Raw genomic sequence first — 18,151 nt, 5'->3', positions numbered from 1 at the left:
GCAGGCAAGACTTAAGTTTATAAAAATAGGGCTAAATTTTATTAGTGTAAAATTTATATAGTGCTTAATTTAAGTGATATATATAAATATTATTTACCAATAAGACAGAAACTATTTTTATAGGGTTAAGTCTTTTTTTATACAAATTTAAAAAATAAACACATATATAATAAAATTTATGATGAAAATAGTTATGTTGACAAGGAAAATGAATTCCTAAAATAAATTAAAAAACAATAAGGAGAGAGAATAATGAAAAAACTATTTGGTGTTTTACAAAAAGTAGGAAAAGCATTAATGTTACCAGTTGCATTACTTCCAGCAGCAGGTATACTTCTAGGTGTTAGTAACGCGCTTGCTAACCCAACATTAACAGCTAAAATACCTTTTCTTGCAAATGAAACTTTCCAATTTATTATTAAAATAATGGAAAATTCAGGTGGAATAATATTTGGTAATTTAGCATTATTATTTGCAGTAGGTGTAGCAGTAGGTTTAACTGAAGGCGAAGGTGTAGCAGGTTTAGCCGCAATAGTTGGATTCTTAGTAATGAACACATCTATGGGTATAATGGCTGGGGTAACTCCAGAGATGGCAGGTATGGTTCCAGGAATAAAAGGAAATCCAATGTATGCAGGAGTTATGGGTATACCAACTCTTCAAACAGGAGTGTTTGGTGGTATTATTATAGGTATAATCGCAGCAGGTCTTTATAAAAAGTACTACAAATTAGAATTACCTCAATATTTAGGATTCTTTGCAGGTAAAAGATTTGTTCCAATAGTAACAGCAGCTACTGCTATTGCTGTAGGTATAGCGATGTCAATTATATGGCCTCCTATACAAAATGGATTATTAAACTTCTCAAGTAGTGTAATAGATACAAATTTAACATTAGCAGCATTTATATTTGGAGTAGTCGAAAGAGCATTAATACCATTTGGATTACATCATGTGTTCTACAATCCATTCTGGTTCCAATTTGGTGAGTATGTAGATAAAGCTGGTAAACTAGTAACGGGTGACCAACTAATATTCTTTGCACAACTTAAAGATGGAGTTCCATTTACAGCAGGTACTTTTATGACTGGGAAATTCCCATTCATGATGTTTGGTCTTCCAGCAGCAGCACTTGCTATGGTTCATACATCTAAGCCAGAAAAGAGACAATATGTTGCGGGTATAATGGCGTCAGCAGCACTTACTTCATTCTTAACAGGTATAACTGAACCTATAGAATTTGCATTTTTATTTGTTGCTCCAGTATTATTTGCAGTACATTGTATATTTGCAGGGTTATCATTTATGTTAATGCATATACTTGGTGTTAAGATAGGTATGACATTCTCAGGTGGATTATTTGACTTCTTATTACTAGGGGTTTTACCAAATAGAACACCGTGGTATTTAGTATTAGTTGTAGGTGCAGTATTTGCAGTAGTTTACTACTTCGGATTTAAATTCTTAATAACTAAGTTTAATTTTAAGACTCCAGGTAGAGAAGATGAAACAGAAGGTATTTCAAATGTTACATTAAGCAACAGTGAATTAGCATTTGGAATATTAGAAGCTTTAGGAAATAAAGAAAACATAAAATCTTTAGATGCATGTATAACAAGACTTAGAATTGCAGTTGAAGATATAAATAAAGTAGACCAAGATAAACTTAAATCTCTTGGAGCGGCAGGAGTTATGGTAGTTGGTAATAACTTACAAGCTATATATGGACCTAAATCAGATACATTAAAATCTGAAATAAATGAAATAATAGCAGGTAAAGTAAAGGTAGCTAAGCCTAAGGCTGAAGAAGCACCTAAAAAGCAAGAAGTAAAAGAAGAAATAGCAGCAACAAAATCAGCAACAAATGAAGAAATAATATCATTAGTAAACGGAGAACTAATGGATATATCAGAAGTTCCAGATGAAGTTTTCTCAACAAAATTAATGGGAGATGGATTTGCAATAAAATCAAATGATGGAGATATATATTCTCCTGTAAGTGGTACAGTAGGAGTTATATTCCCTACAAAGCATGCCATAATAATAGAAACAGAAACTGGTAGAGAAGTCCTTATACATTTAGGTATAGAAACAGTTAAGTTAGAAGGTAAAGGCTTTGATGTATTTGTTGAAGTTGGGCAAAAAGTTAAAGCTGGAGATAAGTTAGTTAAAATGGATTTAGATTACATTGAAAAAAATGCTACATCAACAATAAGTCCAGTTGTATTTACTAACTTAGAAGGTAGTGAAAAAATCAGCATAAAAGCTGGACCTATAAAAGCAAAAGAAAAAAATAGAGTTAGTATAGTAAAATAATTAAGTTAAAAACTAGTTACGTGTATTTACACATGTAGCTAGTTTTTTTACATCTAAAGCCATTAATAAGAAGAATTTATATGTAATTATTTTAGCTTTATAAAAATTTTTATATTTAAGTAAATAAGACATCTGAAACGAAATGTCAGATATTATAAAAGGCTATCGAAATAAAGATTAGAGTTAATCTATTTAAAATATAATTTATTTAATATTAATATTATAAAACTGTTGAAATTTAGGCTATTTACTAACTTTAATTAAGTTAAAAAGTGAATATTTAAAAAAAACTAAAATCTTAACAAAAAACACTAAATATAATCATAATCGAATAAGTTAGAATTTTGACATAATAGGTTAAATACAGTATAATTAGTAGGTGAATTTAATCATAGATGATGATTTAAAAGAGGTGGAAAGCGTGGATAATATAGTAATACAACCTGTACTGGTTGGTGGAGATATAAACTGCTACTCAGTAGCAAGAGCATACCACGAAGCTTATGGAGTTAAGTCAATAGCTTTCGGTAGATATGCATTAGGAGCGACTAAAGATAGTAACATAATAGATTTTAGAATAGACCCAAGAATAACAGAAGAAAAAGAATTTATAGAAGTTCTGTTAAAAACTGCAGATGAACTATCAGCACCTAATAAGAAACTAATAATAATGGGATGTACTGATGAGTATGCAGAATTAATAATAGATCACAAAGATGTATTAAAAGAAAAGTATATAGTTCCATATATAGACAGTGAACTAAAGGACAAGTTAATAGAAAAAGAATTATTCTATGAAATGTGTGAAGAAAAAGGATTAGATTACCCTAAAACTTTTATATATTCAAAAGGTGATAAAATAGAAAATTTTGGATTTAATTATCCTGTTATAATTAAACCTTCAGATAGTGTATTATATTGGCAATTCCCATTCGAAGGAATGAAAAAAGCATATGTAGCACAAGATGAAAAGGAATTTATAAAAATAACTACTGAAATATACAATGGTAAGTATGATAAAAACTTAATAATACAAGATTTTATACCAGGTGATGACTCACATATGAGAGTTTTAACTTGTTATTCAGATCAACATGGAAAAGTTAAAATGATGTGTCTAGGACATGTGTTATTAGAAGAGCATACTCCAAAAGGTATAGGTAACCATGCTGCTATAATAACAGAGTATGATGAAGAACTTATGAAAAAGTTTAAGGCTTTCTTAGAGGATATAAATTACACTGGATTCTCAAACTTTGATATAAAGTATGATAGTAGAGATAATACGTATAAAGTATTTGAAATTAACTTAAGACAAGGAAGAAGTAACTACTACGTTACTAGTTCTGGAAATAATATAGCTAAATATGTTGTTGAAGATAGAGTATACAATAAAGAATTAGACTTAAAGGTACAAAAGGATCCTTTCTTCTGGCATGTTATACCGAATAATGTTGTTTATAAATACGTTAAAGATCAAGCTTTAGTAAATAAGGCAAAATCATTAGTTAGTCAAGGTAAGAGTGCGACATCATTTGGATACAATAAAGATTTACAAGGAAACTTCAAGAGAAGATGGTATATATTCTTATATAATATAAACCAAATGAGAAAGTTTAAAAAATACTGCAAATAGATGGGTGGTATGACTATGAAAAATAATAAGACAGTTGGAGTTATGGGTGGATTAGGCCCTATGGCTACAGTTTATTTCTTTGATATGGTTGTTAGATTGACTGATGCAACAATAGATCAAGATCATATTGATATGATAATAGCTAATAGAGCAACAACACCAGACAGAACTGGTTATATAATAGGTAATTCCTCAGAAAATCCAGTAGATATACTTATTAAAGACGCTAAAAAGTTAGAACAATATGGTACAGATTTTTTAGTTATAACGTGCAATACGGCACATTATTTCTATGAAAAAATATCAAATAGTGTAAATATACCGGTTATAAATATAGTGGAAGAAACTGTTAAATATTCAAAAAGAAAAGGGCATAAAAAATTAGGTATATTAGCGACAACTGGAAATGTACAAACAAAGTTATACCAAAATATGTGTGAAAAATATGATATGGACTATGAAGTTTTAGATGAATTAAAACAAAAAATAGTGATGGATATTATATATAAAGATATAAAAAGTGGTAAAAGTGCAGACATGAATAAATTTAATGTTGTTATAGATTATTTAAAAGAAAGCAACTGTGATGGAGCAATACTTGGATGCACAGAACTTTCTATATTAAAAAATGATAATAACTTAGACGATGAATTTTATATAGATTCATTAGAAGTGTTAGCTAGAAAAACTATTAGTGCATGTGAAAAGAAAAGTAAGAAAAAAGAAGCTATGTAATTATATAAAAAATGCACAAAGACATAATCAATAAAGACTAAGAACAGATCAATAGAGTAGTTGAAACTACTCTATTTTTCTAGAATTTATTAAAGTAGAGTAGAATTAGCAATAACATACATTTAAATTTTATGATTTATTGTGGTATACTACATACGATATAATTTATTAGGAGGGCTAAAAAATGAGATTATTAGATATAATGAATGAAGTTGAATTCAATTCAAACAAGCCTTGGGATGAAATACAAAATACAGAAATAAAAGATATAGCATATAATTCTTCAAAATGTGAAGATGGATATATATTTGTTGCAATAAAAGGGGAGACTGTTGATGGTCATAAGTATGCCAAAAATGCATATGAAAGAGGTACAAGAGTATTTATATTACAAGATGATTTAGAACTTAATGAAGATGCTATAAAATTATTTGTAAATGATAGTAGAATAGCACTATCTAAAATGTCTGCTAACTATTTTGGTAATCCATCGAAGGAATTAAAGGTAATAGGAGTAACGGGTACTAAGGGAAAAACTACTATAACTAATTATATAAGCTCAGTTTTAAATAAAGCAGGTTTAAATACAGGTGTTATAGGGACAAATGGAACTTTCTATAATGGGAAAAAAGAAAAGACATTAAACACAACACCTGAAAGTTATGAACTTCATAGAATATTTAGAAATATGATAGATAGTGGTGTTAAGTGTGTATCTATGGAAGTATCTTCTGGAGGAATAATGATGGAAAGAGTTAAAGATGTAGACTTTGATATAGCTATATTCTCTAATTTATCTCCAGATCATATAGGACCAAAAGAACATCCAACATTTGAGCACTATTTAGGATGTAAGGCTAAACTATTTACATTAGCTAAGCATGGAATAATTAACATAGATGATAAATATGCTCACCAAATAATAGAAAAAGCTACTTGTGATATAGAAACTTTTGGAATAGACAATAAGGCTGATTTAAATGCTCAAAATATAGAATATTCAAGAGCTATAGATTCATTAGGTGTAAGTTTTGATGTTAAAACAATAGATGAGACATTTAATGCATATATATGTGCACCAGGTACATTTAGTATATACAATGCATTAGCTGTTATGTCTGTTTGTAAGTATTTAAAGATAGAGAAAAATATAATGATAGAGGCATTAAAAAGTGCTAAAGTAAAAGGTAGAGTGGAGGTATTACCAGTTTTAGACTATGCAACTATAATAATAGATTATGCGCATAATGGCGTTAGCTTAGAAAGTATATTACAAACGCTAAAACAGTATGACCATAACAGATTAATATGTTTATTTGGTTCAGTTGGAGGAAGAACTGAGCTAAGAAGAAAAGAACTTGGTGATGTAGCATCAAGAGAGTGTGATTTATGTATACTAACAAGTGACAATCCTGATTTTGAGGATCCAATGAATGTAATAAAAGATATAGCAGATTCATTTAAAGGATCAGATTGTGAATATATAGTAGAACCAGATAGAAAAGTAGCTATAGAAAAAGCTATAGAATTAGCTCAAGAAGGTGATATGATAGTATTTGCGGGGAAAGGTCATGAAGAATCACAGCTTATAAAAGGTGAATGGATACCTTTCAGTGAAACTGAAATAGCAAAAGAAGCTGCTAGAAATATCATAGAAAAAAAGATGGAAAAACAATTATCATAAAATAGACTAATACAAATCACTGAAAAGGAGAAGTTTATAACTTCTCTTTTTTAGGTATTAATAAATAGTTATTTTGTTTTCGATTTTAATATAATTTAAAACTTATTCTAATTATGAGAAAAGAGGTGGAATAGTGGATAAAGGAGATATATTTTTAAATTTATTAGAAAAATCTAGTTTAATAATAGTACTATTTATAATCATAAGTAAGATTAAAGGATTTAAATACATATTTCAAAAAGAAATATATAGAAAGAGAGATTTAGTAGTTATATCAATAATATTTAGTTTATTAGCAATATTAGGGACTTATAATGGAATAAAAGTGAATGGATCATTAGCAAATACAAGGATAATTTCTGTAGTTTCTGGAGGTATATTATTTGGACCTGTAGTTGGGATAACATCAGGAATTGTATCTGGAACTCATAGGCTTTTAATAGATTTAAATGGAATAACTTCTATACCATGTTTTATATCTAGCATATTTGCAGGTATATTATCAGGGTATGCATCAAAAAGAGGGAAAGAAGAATATAAATGGTTAGTTGGTATTATATGTGGAATGGTATCTGAAAGTATAACTATGATATTAATATTTTTTATATCTAAACCTCATGATGTAGCTGTTTCTATAATAACTAAAATATATATACCTATGATAGTAGGTCAAATAGGTATAGGATTTTTAGTTACAATAGTACAAGCTATTAAAAAGGAAAAAGAGGAAATCGCGGCTTTGCAATCAAAGTTAGCACTAGATATTGCAAATAAGACTCTACCATATTTTAGATCTATAAATGAAGAGTCATTAAAAATTATATGCAATATAATTAAAGAAGAAATAAACTCAGATGCAGTTGCTATAACAGATTTAGATAAAGTATTAGCATATGTAGGAGTAGGTGAAGACATATACTCAGATTGCACAAAGGAATTAAGTTATACAACTAAAAAGGCTATGAATCAAAATAAAATCTTAAATATAAAAGTAAATAAAGATGAACATTCCTTAAGCAAAATAGTTAATTTAAAAACGGCTATGATAATTCCTTTAACAGATTCTAGCGGTGTAATAGGTACTTTAAAAATATACTATACAGAAAAATACGAAATGAGTCACTCTAAGCAATCGTTAGCTATAGGTTTATCACAAATAATTTCAACATTAATGGAAGTTTCCAAAATAGAAAAAATAAAAGAAGCTAAAAATAAAGCTGAAATAAAAGCATTGCAAACCCAAATAAATCCTCATTTTTTATTTAATGCATTAAATACAATTACATCATTTATTAGAATAAACCCAGATAAGGCAAGGCAACTTATAATAAATTTATCTACTTATATGAGATATAATTTAGAGGTAAGTGATAACCTAATCGATATAAGTAAAGAACTAGAACAAGTAAAAGCTTATATAGAAATTGAAAAGGCACGATTTGGAGATAAACTAAATGTAATTTATAAAATTGATGAAGATATAAAATTTCAAATGCCTAGTCTTATAATACAGCCATTAGTAGAAAATGCAATTATACATGGAATAAGAAAAAATGGTGGAAATGGAACTGTAGTAATCGGTATAAAAAAGAAGGATAAAAATGTAAAAATATGGGTAGAAAATGATGGTGTAACTATAGATGAAGAAATAATTGAAAAAGTTTATAAAGATAATATGCCAGAAAATAAAATAGGGTTATATAATGTTCATTTGAGGTTGAAATTACTTTATGATAAAGGCCTAAATATTTATAGATTAAATCCAGGAACTAAAATAGAATTCGAAATTTAAATTGGAGGACATTATGAAGTGTATAATCGTTGAAGATGAATTCCCAGCAAGAGAAGAGCTTAAATATTTTATAAATAATTTTAGTAATATAAAAATAATAAATGAATTTGATAATGGAGTGGATGTATTAAAATTCATACAAGAAAACATGATAGATGTAATATTTCTAGATATAAACATACCTATGTTAGACGGAATGTTATTGGCTAAGACAATAAAACAATTTAAAATTAGCCCTAAAATAGTTTTTATAACTGCCTATAAAGAACATGCGGTAGATGCATTTGAGCTTGAAGCATTTGATTATGTGTTAAAGCCATACTCAGAGGAAAGAATAGTTTCTATGTTAAAAAAGCTTGAGAGTAGTGAAAAATCAAAAACTATAGAAAAGAAAAAAAATGATAAGGGCTTATTAGATGAAAGCAGCTTAGATAAGGTTAGTCTTTGGAAAAATGATAAATTGATAGTAGTAAAAATAAATGATATATATTATTGTGAAGCAAATGAAAGAGAAACAATTGTATTCACAAAAGAGGATAAATATATTGTTAAAAGTTCTATAACTGAATTTGAAAAAAATCTACCGAGTTCTAAATTTTTTAAAACTCATAGATCTTATATAGTAAACACTTCTAAGATAAAAGAAATTATACCGTGGTTTAACAATACCTATAAGTTGAAATTAAAAGATATAAATTCAGAAGCACCGGTAAGTCGAAGTAAAATAAAAGAGTTTAGAAAAGTTATGCATATATAGACGTATTTAATGTATCAAATTATGCATTTCATGTAAATTTAAATCTCCTAAATTAAAAGAAACGTTATTCTAATATTGTAATAATAAATTTAACAAGAAATTAACATTTTTAACAAAGGAGAAAACGGTATGATAACATTTTTAGTATGCTTAACAATTCTTATCGGTGGATATTTTACTTATGGTAAGATAGTAGAAAGATCAGTAAAATTAAGTGATTCAACTCAAACACCAGCTGTAAGACTAGAGGATGGAATAGACTATATGCCAATGCCTTGGCACAAAGTTTTCTTAATACAATTTTTAAATATAGCAGGGACAGGCCCTATATTTGGAGCAATAATGGGTGCTTTATTTGGACCAGTTGCATTCTTATGGATAACATTTGGTACAATATTTGCAGGAGGAGTACATGACTTCTTCTCAGGGGTTATATCTATGAAACATGAAGGTACTTCAGTTTCTGAAATAGTAGGTATTTATTTAGGTGATGGTATGAAATCTGTTATGAGAGTGTTCTCTGTAATACTTCTTATATTAGTTGGGACAGTATTTGTAACATCTCCAGCAGGATTATTAACATCAATGACTGGGATAGATAAAACTGTATGGGTTGTTGTAATAATAATTTACTATATGGCTGCGACAGTTTTACCAGTTGATAAGGTAATAGGTAAAATATATCCTGTATTTGGAGCAGCACTATTATTTATGGCTATAGGATTATGTGGAGCTATGATAGTAGGACACGTTAATGGATCTATGGTAATGCCTGAGATGTCATTACAAAATTTACATCCAGATGGATTAAATTTATTCCCATTCTTATTTACAACAATAGCATGTGGTGCTATATCAGGTTTCCATGCTACTCAGTCACCTATGATGGCTAGATGTATACACCATGAATCTGAAAGTAAAAAAGTATTTTATGGAGCAATGGTTGTAGAAGGGATAGTTGCTTTAATATGGTGTGCTGTTACAATAGCATTCTTTGGAGATAGTTTATCTATACAAAATGCTCTAAACCAATTTGGAGGGCAATCAGGGGTTGTAAGTTTATTATCTAAAGAATTATTAGGACCAATGGGTGCAATACTTGCAGTGCTTGGAGTTGTTGCTTGTCCTATAACTAGTGGAGATACAGCATTTAGAAGTGCAAGACTTACTATAGCTGATGCATTTAACATAAAACAAGAAGGGTTTAAGAATAGATTTATGCTAGCAATACCATTATTCTTAGTATGTATATTCTTAACTACAATAGATTTTAATATAATATGGAGATATTTTGCTTGGTCTAATCAAACATTAGCAATGATAGTACTTTGGGCTTCAACAGTATACTTATTAAAGAACAAATCTGGATACTTTATGACTTTAATACCAGCAACATTTATGTCTGCTGTGTGTGTGGCTTATATATTACAAGCTCCAGAAGGATTTAAATTAAATCCTACATTCTCTAATGCAGTAGGTGTAGGAGCAGCTGTAATATTATTTGTAGCATTTATGATAAGCAAAGATAAATTAGTAAAAAATGTAGAAGATAAAAATATAGCTTAATATAAAAATGGCCTATCTCAAATAGAGATTAGGCCATTTTTATTTATATTTAGTTTGAATAAATAAGCATATTAACAAAAAAGCTTACAGTTAACTGTAAGCTTTTTTTATTAAACGTTAAATCTAAATAGTATAACGTCTCCATCTTTAACTATATATTCTTTTCCTTCAAGTCTAACAAGACCTTTTTCTTTAGCAGCACTCATAGTACCAACTTGAGCTAAATCCTCAAATGATATAGTTTCTGCTCTTATGAATCCTCTTTCTATATCAGAGTGTATCTTTCCTCCAGCAGCAGGAGCTTTAGTACCAACTTTTATAGTCCAAGCTCTAACCTCTTGAGGTCCAGCTGTTAGGTAAGAAACAAGTCCAAGTAAAGCATAAGATGATTTTATTAATTTATCTAATCCCGATTGCTCTAAGCCTAATGTTTCTAAGAATTCTTTCTTTTCTTCTTCTGTATCAAGTTCAGATATTTCTGCTTCTATTTGAGCACAAACAACAACAACTTCTGCAGCTTCTGTAGCAGCGAATTCTCTAACAGTATTAACGTATTGATTGTTTTCAGCTTCATCAGCTAAATCATCTTCACTTACATTAGTAGCATATATTACTGGCTTAGAAGTAAGTAAGTTTAATGAATCAACAAATGCTTTTTGATCATCATTAAAATCCATAGTTCTAACACATTTACCGTCTTCTAAAGTAACCATTATTTCTTTTAAGAATTCAAGCTCAGCAGCGATTGATTTGTCAGCTTTAGCAGCTTTAGTATTTTTTTGTATTCTTCTTTGTAATATTTCGATATCAGAGAATATTAATTCTAAGTTTATAGTTTCTATATCTCTTAATGGATCAACCGAACCATCAACGTGAACAACGTTAGGGTCTTCGAAACATCTAACAACATGTACTATAGCGTCAACTTCTCTTATATGAGATAAGAATTTATTTCCTAAACCTTCACCTTTAGAAGCTCCTCTAACAAGACCTGCTATATCACAGAATTCTATAGCAGTAGGAACAATTTTTTTAGAATCATATAATTCTTTTAATTTATCTAATCTTTCATCTGGAACAGAAACAACTCCAACGTTTGGTTCTATTGTACAGAAAGGGTAGTTTGCAGATTCAGCACCTGCTTGAGTTATTGCATTGAATAGGGTACTTTTACCTACGTTTGGTAAACCAACTATACCTAATTTCATAGTCATCGTCCTCTCTTTAGTCATATTTATATATAAATTTAAACAACCTATTATAGGCTTTAAATTAGCTCAATAGGTTAATTTGAACAAATTCAAAAAATCCCATTATAGACATACATACTGATTATACATCATATATATAATAGATGTAAACTATACATTTACATCAAAAAAATTATTGGGGTTGATTTTATGCTTATTTGGATAATTTTTTTTATATCTTTAGCTTTAAGTTTAATTTTGAATGGGTATATGGAAAATATATTTATAGTTTTAGCAACAGTAATGATTTATAAGCAAATAACTTCTAAGAAAGATTATAAATATATGGTTTATGCTCTAATTATTTCATTTATTGGGGTAAATTGCATGATACTATTTGGGTTTAGAAATTACATAAGTTTTAAAGACGTTCAGCCAGGGATAGAAAAAGAAGATACATTAGTTTTATTAGTATCAGAAGGAGAATCAAAAAAATACAATCTAAAAGAGCGTTCAACTCAAATTTATTATGAAAAGGGCTATAAATCTTTATTTACAGGAATTAAAGATTTATATACTTATAAAAATTATTATAACCAGCTAGGAGAAAGTGATTTTAAAGAAAAGGCTGAAGAAGTAACTAAAAAATTAAGTTATCAATTAGGCGATGGATACAAGGTAGTAAATTCTTACATGTACACTAAGCCTTATTTCGAAGATAGCTTGGAAGATATAGTATCTAAAGGATATAAAAAAATAATTATATGCCCTTTATTTATGACAGATGGAAAAGACTATGAAATTTTCAAACAAAGATATGAAAAATTAAACCTAGTTTCTTATAATTTAGCTGGAATAGAAATACTAGATCCTTTTTATAAATCTAATAATTTAGCTATGGTATATAAAAATGAAATTTTAAAAAATATTAGAGCTTTAGATAAAGATTCAGGGTTACTTTTAATTGGATTACATAATAAGAATAATTTAGAAGAGGACATATTATTTAGGGAAAAAATAAAAGAATATATAAATCATGAAGAAAAAAACTTAGACGTTCAAATAAAATTACCTCTTTTAGAAAATAATAAAAAAGATATAATAAAATCAGGTGAGGAATTGTTAGAATATGGAATTGATACTTTGTATGTTGTATTACCTACATGTACAATAGATACGATGTATACAAAACATTTAGTAGAAAGTATACTTGAAGATCTAGATATGGGAAATACTAAGTTTTACTACATAAATCCAGAAAAAAAGATGGATGCGATAGTAGATGAACTTTTTACAAGAATATCATTAATGAATCAAATAGGAGGATAAAATGAAAAAGGATATAAAAAAAATAAACTTAGGCAAAGATATTAATTTAACATTAATATCAGCTGAAAAGTTCAAGTCTAACCTTGTTAGTATATATATACAAAGAAATTTAGACAGAAAAGAAGCTACTAAGAATGCATTATTGCCTACAATAATTACTAGTGGATGCAGAAAATATCCAAGTTTAAGAGAAATATCAAATAAGTTAGATGACTTATATGGATCTTCGATGTATGGAGATGTATCAAAAAGAGGAGAAAAGCAGGTAATTACATTTAAAATAATAAGCACAAATGAACGATATTTAGATGAGAAAATATTTACAGATGTAATTGAATTTTTCAATGATGTATTAAATGATACTTTAGTAGTAGACGGAGGATTTAACAACGAGTATTTAGATATAGAAAAGACAAATTTAAAAGATAGAATACAAGCCAAGATAAATGATAAAAGCAGATATGCACTTGAAAGATCTTTTGAAGAGATGTGTAAAGGTGAGAGATTTAGCATAAGTGAAATAGGATATGAAGAAGATTTAGAAAAAATAGATGCTAAAGATTTATATAAACATTATAAAAATATAATAAAAACATCTCCTATAGATATAGTAATAGAAGGTGATTTTAATGAAGAAGAAGTTGTAAATGTAATAAGTAAAAATTTCTCATTTGAAAGGGATGAAATTATAGATATACCAAGGGAAACTTTTACAAAACGAATAAAAGATATTAATATAGTTGAAGAAAATATGGATATAACTCAAGGTAAGTTAGTTATGGGTTATAGAACTAATATTGATTATAAAGATGAATCATTATATTATCCATTAGTTGTAGGTAGTAATGTTTTGGGTGGAGGACCTCACTCTAAAATGTTTATAAATATAAGAGAAAAAGAGAGCTTATGTTATTATATATATTCTTCAGTTGAAAAATATAAAGCGATATTATATATATCATCAGGAATAGAAGCTCAAAACTATGAAAAAACAGTTGATTTAGTTAAGAAGCAAATAGAAGCAATAAAACAAGGCGAAATATCATCAGATGAGATCGAAAATAGCAAAAGTGCTTTAATAAATTCCATGAAATCATTGGCTGATAGCATAGGAGGAATGTCTGATTTCTACTTTGCTCAGACTATGGGTGGTACAAATACTACTATAGATAAGATGATAGAAAATATAAATAAAGTAGAAGTTAAAGATATAGTTAAATCTTTTGAAAAAATAGAATTAGACACTATTTACTTCTTAAGAAATTAAGTGAGGTGACGTAGAGATGAAAAAAATAGTTAATGAAATATTAAAAGAAGAAATTTTTTATGAAAAATTAGAAAATGGATTAGATGTGTATTTTATGCCAAAGCCTGGCTTTACTAAAAAGTATGCAATACTAGCTACTAACTATGGATCAAATGAATTAGAATTTATCCCGATAGGTGAAGATAAAAAAATAAGAGTCAATGAAGGTATAGCTCATTTCTTAGAACATAAAATGTTTGAGCAGCCTGATGGAGGAAATGCATTTGATAAATTCTCTAAATGGGGAGCAAGCGCCAATGCATTTACAAACTTTACAATGACAGCTTATTTATTTTCTGCTACAGAGAATTTTTATGAAAGCCTAGAACATTTAATAGATTATGTACAAACTCCTTATTTTACAGATGAAAATGTTGAAAAAGAAAAAGGTATAATAGAACAAGAAATTAAAATGTACAACGACGACCCAGATTGGAATGTATACTTTAATTGCTTAAAAGCATTGTATGTTAATTATCCAGTAAGAGTCGATATAGCAGGAACTGTAGAAAGTATCTACAAAATAACAAAAGAAGAATTATATAAATGCTATAATACATTCTATAACCCGGGAAATATGGCGTTATTTGTAGTAGGTGATTTAGATTCTGATAAGGTTCTAAATTCTGTTAAAAAAGTAAATAATGATGACGTTGAGAAACTATCTCATGAAATACAAAGATTTTACCCTAACGAGCCTAAAGAAGTAAACAAAAAAGAAATAGTAGCTCAATTTCCAATATCAATGCCTGCGTTTAATATAGCATTTAAAGATGATAATGTAGGAATAAAAGGTAAAGAACTTTTAAGAAAAGAAATAGTAACTGAAATATTAGTGGATATGATTTTTAAAAGAGGTAGCAAATTATTTGAGGACTTATATATGAAAGGCCTTATAAATGACAACTTTGGAGGAGGATTCTCATCTCAGGTAGATTATGCATTTACCATAATAGGAGGAGAATCTAGGAACCCACGAGAAGTTAAAAAAATTATATTAGATTATATAGAAACATATAAAGAAGAAGGATTAAATAAGGATGATTTTGAACGAGTTAAAAAGAAAAAGATTGGAAATTTCTTAAAGTACTTTGATTCTGTTAATTTTATAGCTAATAATTTCTTATCATATAATTTTAAAGATATAAATTTATTAGATTATTTAGATGAACTTAAATCAATAAAGTTTGAAGAGGTTGATGCAAGATTAAAATCACACTTAAAAGAAGAATATTGTGTTATATCTATAGTAGAGCCAACAACAAAATAAATAAAAAAACACCTTTTTAAATATTTAAAAAGGTGTTTTTTTATTTATTAATTTAAACATTTCAAAAATAAAATTTAATAAATAAAATCTTTGCAATATCAATATGTTCAGTAATACTAGTTATAAAAATGGCAATGCAGATTAGTTGACATAAGTAACAACTTATACATATAATTAAGTTGTATCAAGTAAAAACTTAAATTAAAAAATAAGTTGTTAGTTTGAAATAGAAAGGGGAATTAAGATATGAATAATACACAAAAAATTAATCCCGTGTTTATAATATCAATAGTATTGACTAGTTTAGTGGTAGTAACAGGTGTTGCTTTTCCGAATATATTTGAGAATGTATCTCATAAAATGTTTGATATAATAATCAAAAACTTTAGTTGGGTATATATAGTAGGTATGCTTATCCTTGTGGGATTTGCTTTGTTTTTAGTTTTTAGTAAATACGGAAGTATAAGATTAGGTAAAGATACTGATAGACCTGAATTTAGTAATCTTTCATGGTTTTCTATGTTATTTGGAGCTGGTATGGGAATAGGATTAGTTTTCTTTGGATCTGTAGAGCCAATGAAACATTTTATAAGTCCAATTGGAGCTCAACCTGGATCTAGTGAAGCGGTAACTTTCGCAATGCAACAATCATTCATACATTGGGGAATACATCCTTGGGCTGCATACTCTGTCATGGGATTGGCACTTGCATATTTTCAATTTAGAAAAGATGCACCAGGTCTTATAAGTAGTGTTTTTTTACCGATACTAGGAGAAGATGGGGTTAGAGGTCCTATTGGAAAGTCTATAGACATACTAGCTGTATTTACAACAGTAACGGGTGTTGCAACATCTCTAGGTATGGGAACGATGCAAATTGCTGGAGGACTAGAGTATGTATTTAATATAAAAAACACCTTTACAGTGCAACTTATAATAATAGCTATTACATCTGTATTGTATATGTATAGTGCAACAAGTGGGTTGGATAAAGGAATAAAAAATCTTTCTAATGCAAATTTAATTTTAGCTACAGCATTATTATTAGGAGGAATATTAATAGGTCCTAAAGTGAGCATGATGAATAACTTTTTTTCAGGAGGAACTGCTTATTTAAGCGAATTTATATCTCAGAGTTTATATATGGATGCTACTAAAGAATGGGTTAGCCAATGGAGGGTATTTTACTGGGCTTTATGGATAGCATGGATACCTTTCGTAGGAATATTTATAGCAAGAATATCTAAAGGGAGAACAATAAGAGAATTTATAATAGGAGTAACAATAGTTCCAGCTATAGTGTGTATAATATGGTTTGTTGTATTTGGAACGTTAGGAATAAATTTAGGTATCGAATTTTCAACAACAGCTGCATCGGTTACAGAAACAGCATTATTTAAAGTATTTTCAAATTATCAATTTGGAAAGATATTATCAGTTATAGCTATGATATTATTATGTACATTTTTTATTTCGTCGGCAGATTCAGCAACATACGTATTAGGAATGTTTACATCTAATGGAGATTTAAATCCAAGTAATCCTAAAAAGATACTTTGGGGAGTTATTCAAGCTTGTTTAGCTATTGCCCTTTTACTATCAGGAGGGCTTGACACTTTGCAAACTGTATCAATCGTATCTGCATTTCCATTTACCATAATAGTAATTGTAAGTATAATATCAATTATTAAGGCTCTTAGAGAAGAAGTGAAAATATCACAAGATCAATATGAAAAACTTTATACTAAAAAAGATAGTAAAGTTATAAATAAGGCAAACATAAATCTGGATTAAATAAATATATAAATAAAAAAGAATGACTATGTAGTCATTCTTTTTTATTTATGACTTAAATTTACTATATTAATCTTGGTGTGTATCTAAATTTTTATATAAAAATACAGGAACAGAATGGTGAATACTGCTGTCTCCAACGACTAAAAGAATATCATTTTCTTTGAATTCTATGTAAGGTCCTGGAGATACTATTAAATTACCATCACGTTTAACTCCAACGATAGTAGCAGAAGTATGTTGCCAAAATTTTATCTCACCAGCAGTTTTACCTATAAATTTACATTCATTTGTTATCTTAAATTCAAATGGAACGAGAGGATTTATATTAGATAATCTACTTGAATAATCTATTATTTTATTTATATTATCAACAATTTCATTCTCTAGTTTAGCCTTTGACGCTAGCAATTGTTGTAAATTTGATCTATATGAAGATATATTAGTCATATTTTGATTTTTATTTAAAAATGACAATGCTTTTTCAGATGATAAAACTAATATACCTTTTCCTTTAACACTACAGACAACTTCTAAATCTTCTAGCACCTTCATAGCTCTACGTATTGTTTCTGGCGAAACATTATATGTTCCAGCTAAAGAAGACCTTCCACGAAGCAAGCTGCCCTCCTGAATATCGCCTATATGTATTTTATTAGCAATATCTAAAGCAATCTTATGATATATAGGCAATGAGCTATTTCTTTCCATATTTCCTCCTAAAGTATATATTTTAATCATATATTATTCTATACCTCATACATGAGTATGTCTAT

The 18,151-nt window shown here is 28.3% G+C and carries 13 protein-coding genes; 11 read left to right on the top strand and 2 right to left on the bottom strand.

Annotated features, from left to right (window positions below; genetic code table 11):
- The first annotated feature begins 252 nt into the window (after positions 1-252).
- From ptsG to NWE74_RS08625, 7 genes are all read left to right on the top strand, one after another.
- The gene (ptsG, locus tag NWE74_RS08655) at positions 253-2,316 is read left to right on the top strand and encodes a glucose-specific PTS transporter subunit IIBC (RefSeq protein ID WP_309137278.1); all 2,064 of its coding nucleotides are present in this window, start codon (positions 253-255) and stop codon (positions 2,314-2,316) included.
- 421 nt (positions 2,317-2,737) lie between these two features.
- The gene (locus NWE74_RS08650) at positions 2,738-3,952 is read left to right on the top strand and encodes a carboxylate--amine ligase (protein WP_258242804.1); all 1,215 of its coding nucleotides are present in this window, start codon (positions 2,738-2,740) and stop codon (positions 3,950-3,952) included.
- 15 nt (positions 3,953-3,967) lie between these two features.
- The gene (locus NWE74_RS08645; RefSeq protein ID WP_258242803.1) at positions 3,968-4,687 is read left to right on the top strand and encodes an aspartate/glutamate racemase family protein; all 720 of its coding nucleotides are present in this window, start codon (positions 3,968-3,970) and stop codon (positions 4,685-4,687) included.
- 184 nt (positions 4,688-4,871) lie between these two features.
- Positions 4,872-6,371, top strand: coding sequence for a UDP-N-acetylmuramoyl-L-alanyl-D-glutamate--2,6-diaminopimelate ligase (locus NWE74_RS08640; protein ID WP_258242802.1), 1,500 nt, complete (start codon positions 4,872-4,874; stop codon positions 6,369-6,371).
- A 133-nt stretch (positions 6,372-6,504) separates the two neighbouring features.
- A complete protein-coding gene (locus NWE74_RS08635) occupies positions 6,505-8,163 on the top strand; it encodes a sensor histidine kinase (RefSeq protein ID WP_309137277.1) in 1,659 nt (552 codons plus the stop codon).
- Between the two features lie 13 nt (positions 8,164-8,176).
- Positions 8,177-8,920, top strand: coding sequence for a LytR/AlgR family response regulator transcription factor (locus NWE74_RS08630; RefSeq protein WP_258242801.1), 744 nt, complete (start codon positions 8,177-8,179; stop codon positions 8,918-8,920).
- Between the two features lie 129 nt (positions 8,921-9,049).
- Positions 9,050-10,486 (top strand): carbon starvation protein A, encoded by a 1,437-nt coding sequence (locus tag NWE74_RS08625; RefSeq protein ID WP_258242800.1) that lies wholly within the window; start codon positions 9,050-9,052, stop codon positions 10,484-10,486.
- A 110-nt stretch (positions 10,487-10,596) separates the two neighbouring features.
- Here the strand turns inward: NWE74_RS08625 and ychF are convergent, their stop codons facing one another.
- A complete protein-coding gene (gene ychF, locus NWE74_RS08620) occupies positions 10,597-11,694 on the bottom strand; it encodes a redox-regulated ATPase YchF (protein ID WP_258242799.1) in 1,098 nt (365 codons plus the stop codon).
- 192 nt (positions 11,695-11,886) lie between these two features.
- On the opposite strand from ychF, the gene NWE74_RS08615 reads away from it, so the two are divergent.
- The 4 genes from NWE74_RS08615 to NWE74_RS08600 all read left to right on the top strand — a co-directional run bounded on the left by NWE74_RS08615 (position 11,887) and on the right by NWE74_RS08600 (position 17,375).
- The gene (locus NWE74_RS08615) at positions 11,887-13,005 is read left to right on the top strand and encodes a hypothetical protein (RefSeq protein ID WP_258242798.1); all 1,119 of its coding nucleotides are present in this window, start codon (positions 11,887-11,889) and stop codon (positions 13,003-13,005) included.
- 1 nt (position 13,006) lies between these two features.
- A complete protein-coding gene (gene yfmF, locus NWE74_RS08610; RefSeq protein WP_258242797.1) occupies positions 13,007-14,272 on the top strand; it encodes an EF-P 5-aminopentanol modification-associated protein YfmF in 1,266 nt (421 codons plus the stop codon).
- Positions 14,273-14,288: 16 nt separating this feature from the next.
- Positions 14,289-15,581 carry an EF-P 5-aminopentanol modification-associated protein YfmH gene (yfmH, locus tag NWE74_RS08605; protein WP_258242796.1) on the top strand — a complete coding sequence of 431 codons (1,293 nt, stop codon included), beginning with the start codon at positions 14,289-14,291 and terminating at the stop codon, positions 15,579-15,581.
- Positions 15,582-15,827: 246 nt separating this feature from the next.
- Positions 15,828-17,375, top strand: a complete 1,548-nt coding sequence (locus NWE74_RS08600; RefSeq protein WP_258242795.1) for a BCCT family transporter — start codon at positions 15,828-15,830, stop codon at positions 17,373-17,375.
- 69 nt (positions 17,376-17,444) lie between these two features.
- Here the strand turns inward: NWE74_RS08600 and NWE74_RS08595 are convergent, their stop codons facing one another.
- The gene (locus NWE74_RS08595; protein WP_258242794.1) at positions 17,445-18,086 is read right to left on the bottom strand and encodes a TrkA C-terminal domain-containing protein; all 642 of its coding nucleotides are present in this window, start codon (positions 18,084-18,086) and stop codon (positions 17,445-17,447) included.
- Between the last annotated feature and the right edge of the window lie 65 nt (positions 18,087-18,151).

It is taken from the genome of Romboutsia lituseburensis, assembly GCF_024723825.1.
Taxonomy (GTDB): Bacteria; Bacillota; Clostridia; order Peptostreptococcales; family Peptostreptococcaceae; genus Romboutsia_F; species Romboutsia_F lituseburensis_A.
The sequence above is the reverse complement of the archived record's forward strand: the minus strand, read 5'-3'. Positions and strand labels throughout refer to the sequence as shown.

Coding starts and splice junctions, on each gene's coding strand:
- NWE74_RS08615 (WP_258242798.1), top strand. CDS start 11,887: ATGCTTATTTGGATAATTTTTTTTATATCTTTAGCTTTAAGTTTAATT.
- NWE74_RS08645 (WP_258242803.1), top strand. CDS start 3,968: ATGAAAAATAATAAGACAGTTGGAGTTATGGGTGGATTAGGCCCTATG.
- ychF (WP_258242799.1), bottom strand. CDS start 11,694: ATGAAATTAGGTATAGTTGGTTTACCAAACGTAGGTAAAAGTACCCTA.
- ptsG (WP_309137278.1), top strand. CDS start 253: ATGAAAAAACTATTTGGTGTTTTACAAAAAGTAGGAAAAGCATTAATG.
- NWE74_RS08625 (WP_258242800.1), top strand. CDS start 9,050: ATGATAACATTTTTAGTATGCTTAACAATTCTTATCGGTGGATATTTT.
- yfmH (WP_258242796.1), top strand. CDS start 14,289: ATGAAAAAAATAGTTAATGAAATATTAAAAGAAGAAATTTTTTATGAA.
- yfmF (WP_258242797.1), top strand. CDS start 13,007: ATGAAAAAGGATATAAAAAAAATAAACTTAGGCAAAGATATTAATTTA.
- NWE74_RS08640 (WP_258242802.1), top strand. CDS start 4,872: ATGAGATTATTAGATATAATGAATGAAGTTGAATTCAATTCAAACAAG.
- NWE74_RS08600 (WP_258242795.1), top strand. CDS start 15,828: ATGAATAATACACAAAAAATTAATCCCGTGTTTATAATATCAATAGTA.
- NWE74_RS08630 (WP_258242801.1), top strand. CDS start 8,177: ATGAAGTGTATAATCGTTGAAGATGAATTCCCAGCAAGAGAAGAGCTT.
- NWE74_RS08595 (WP_258242794.1), bottom strand. CDS start 18,086: ATGGAAAGAAATAGCTCATTGCCTATATATCATAAGATTGCTTTAGAT.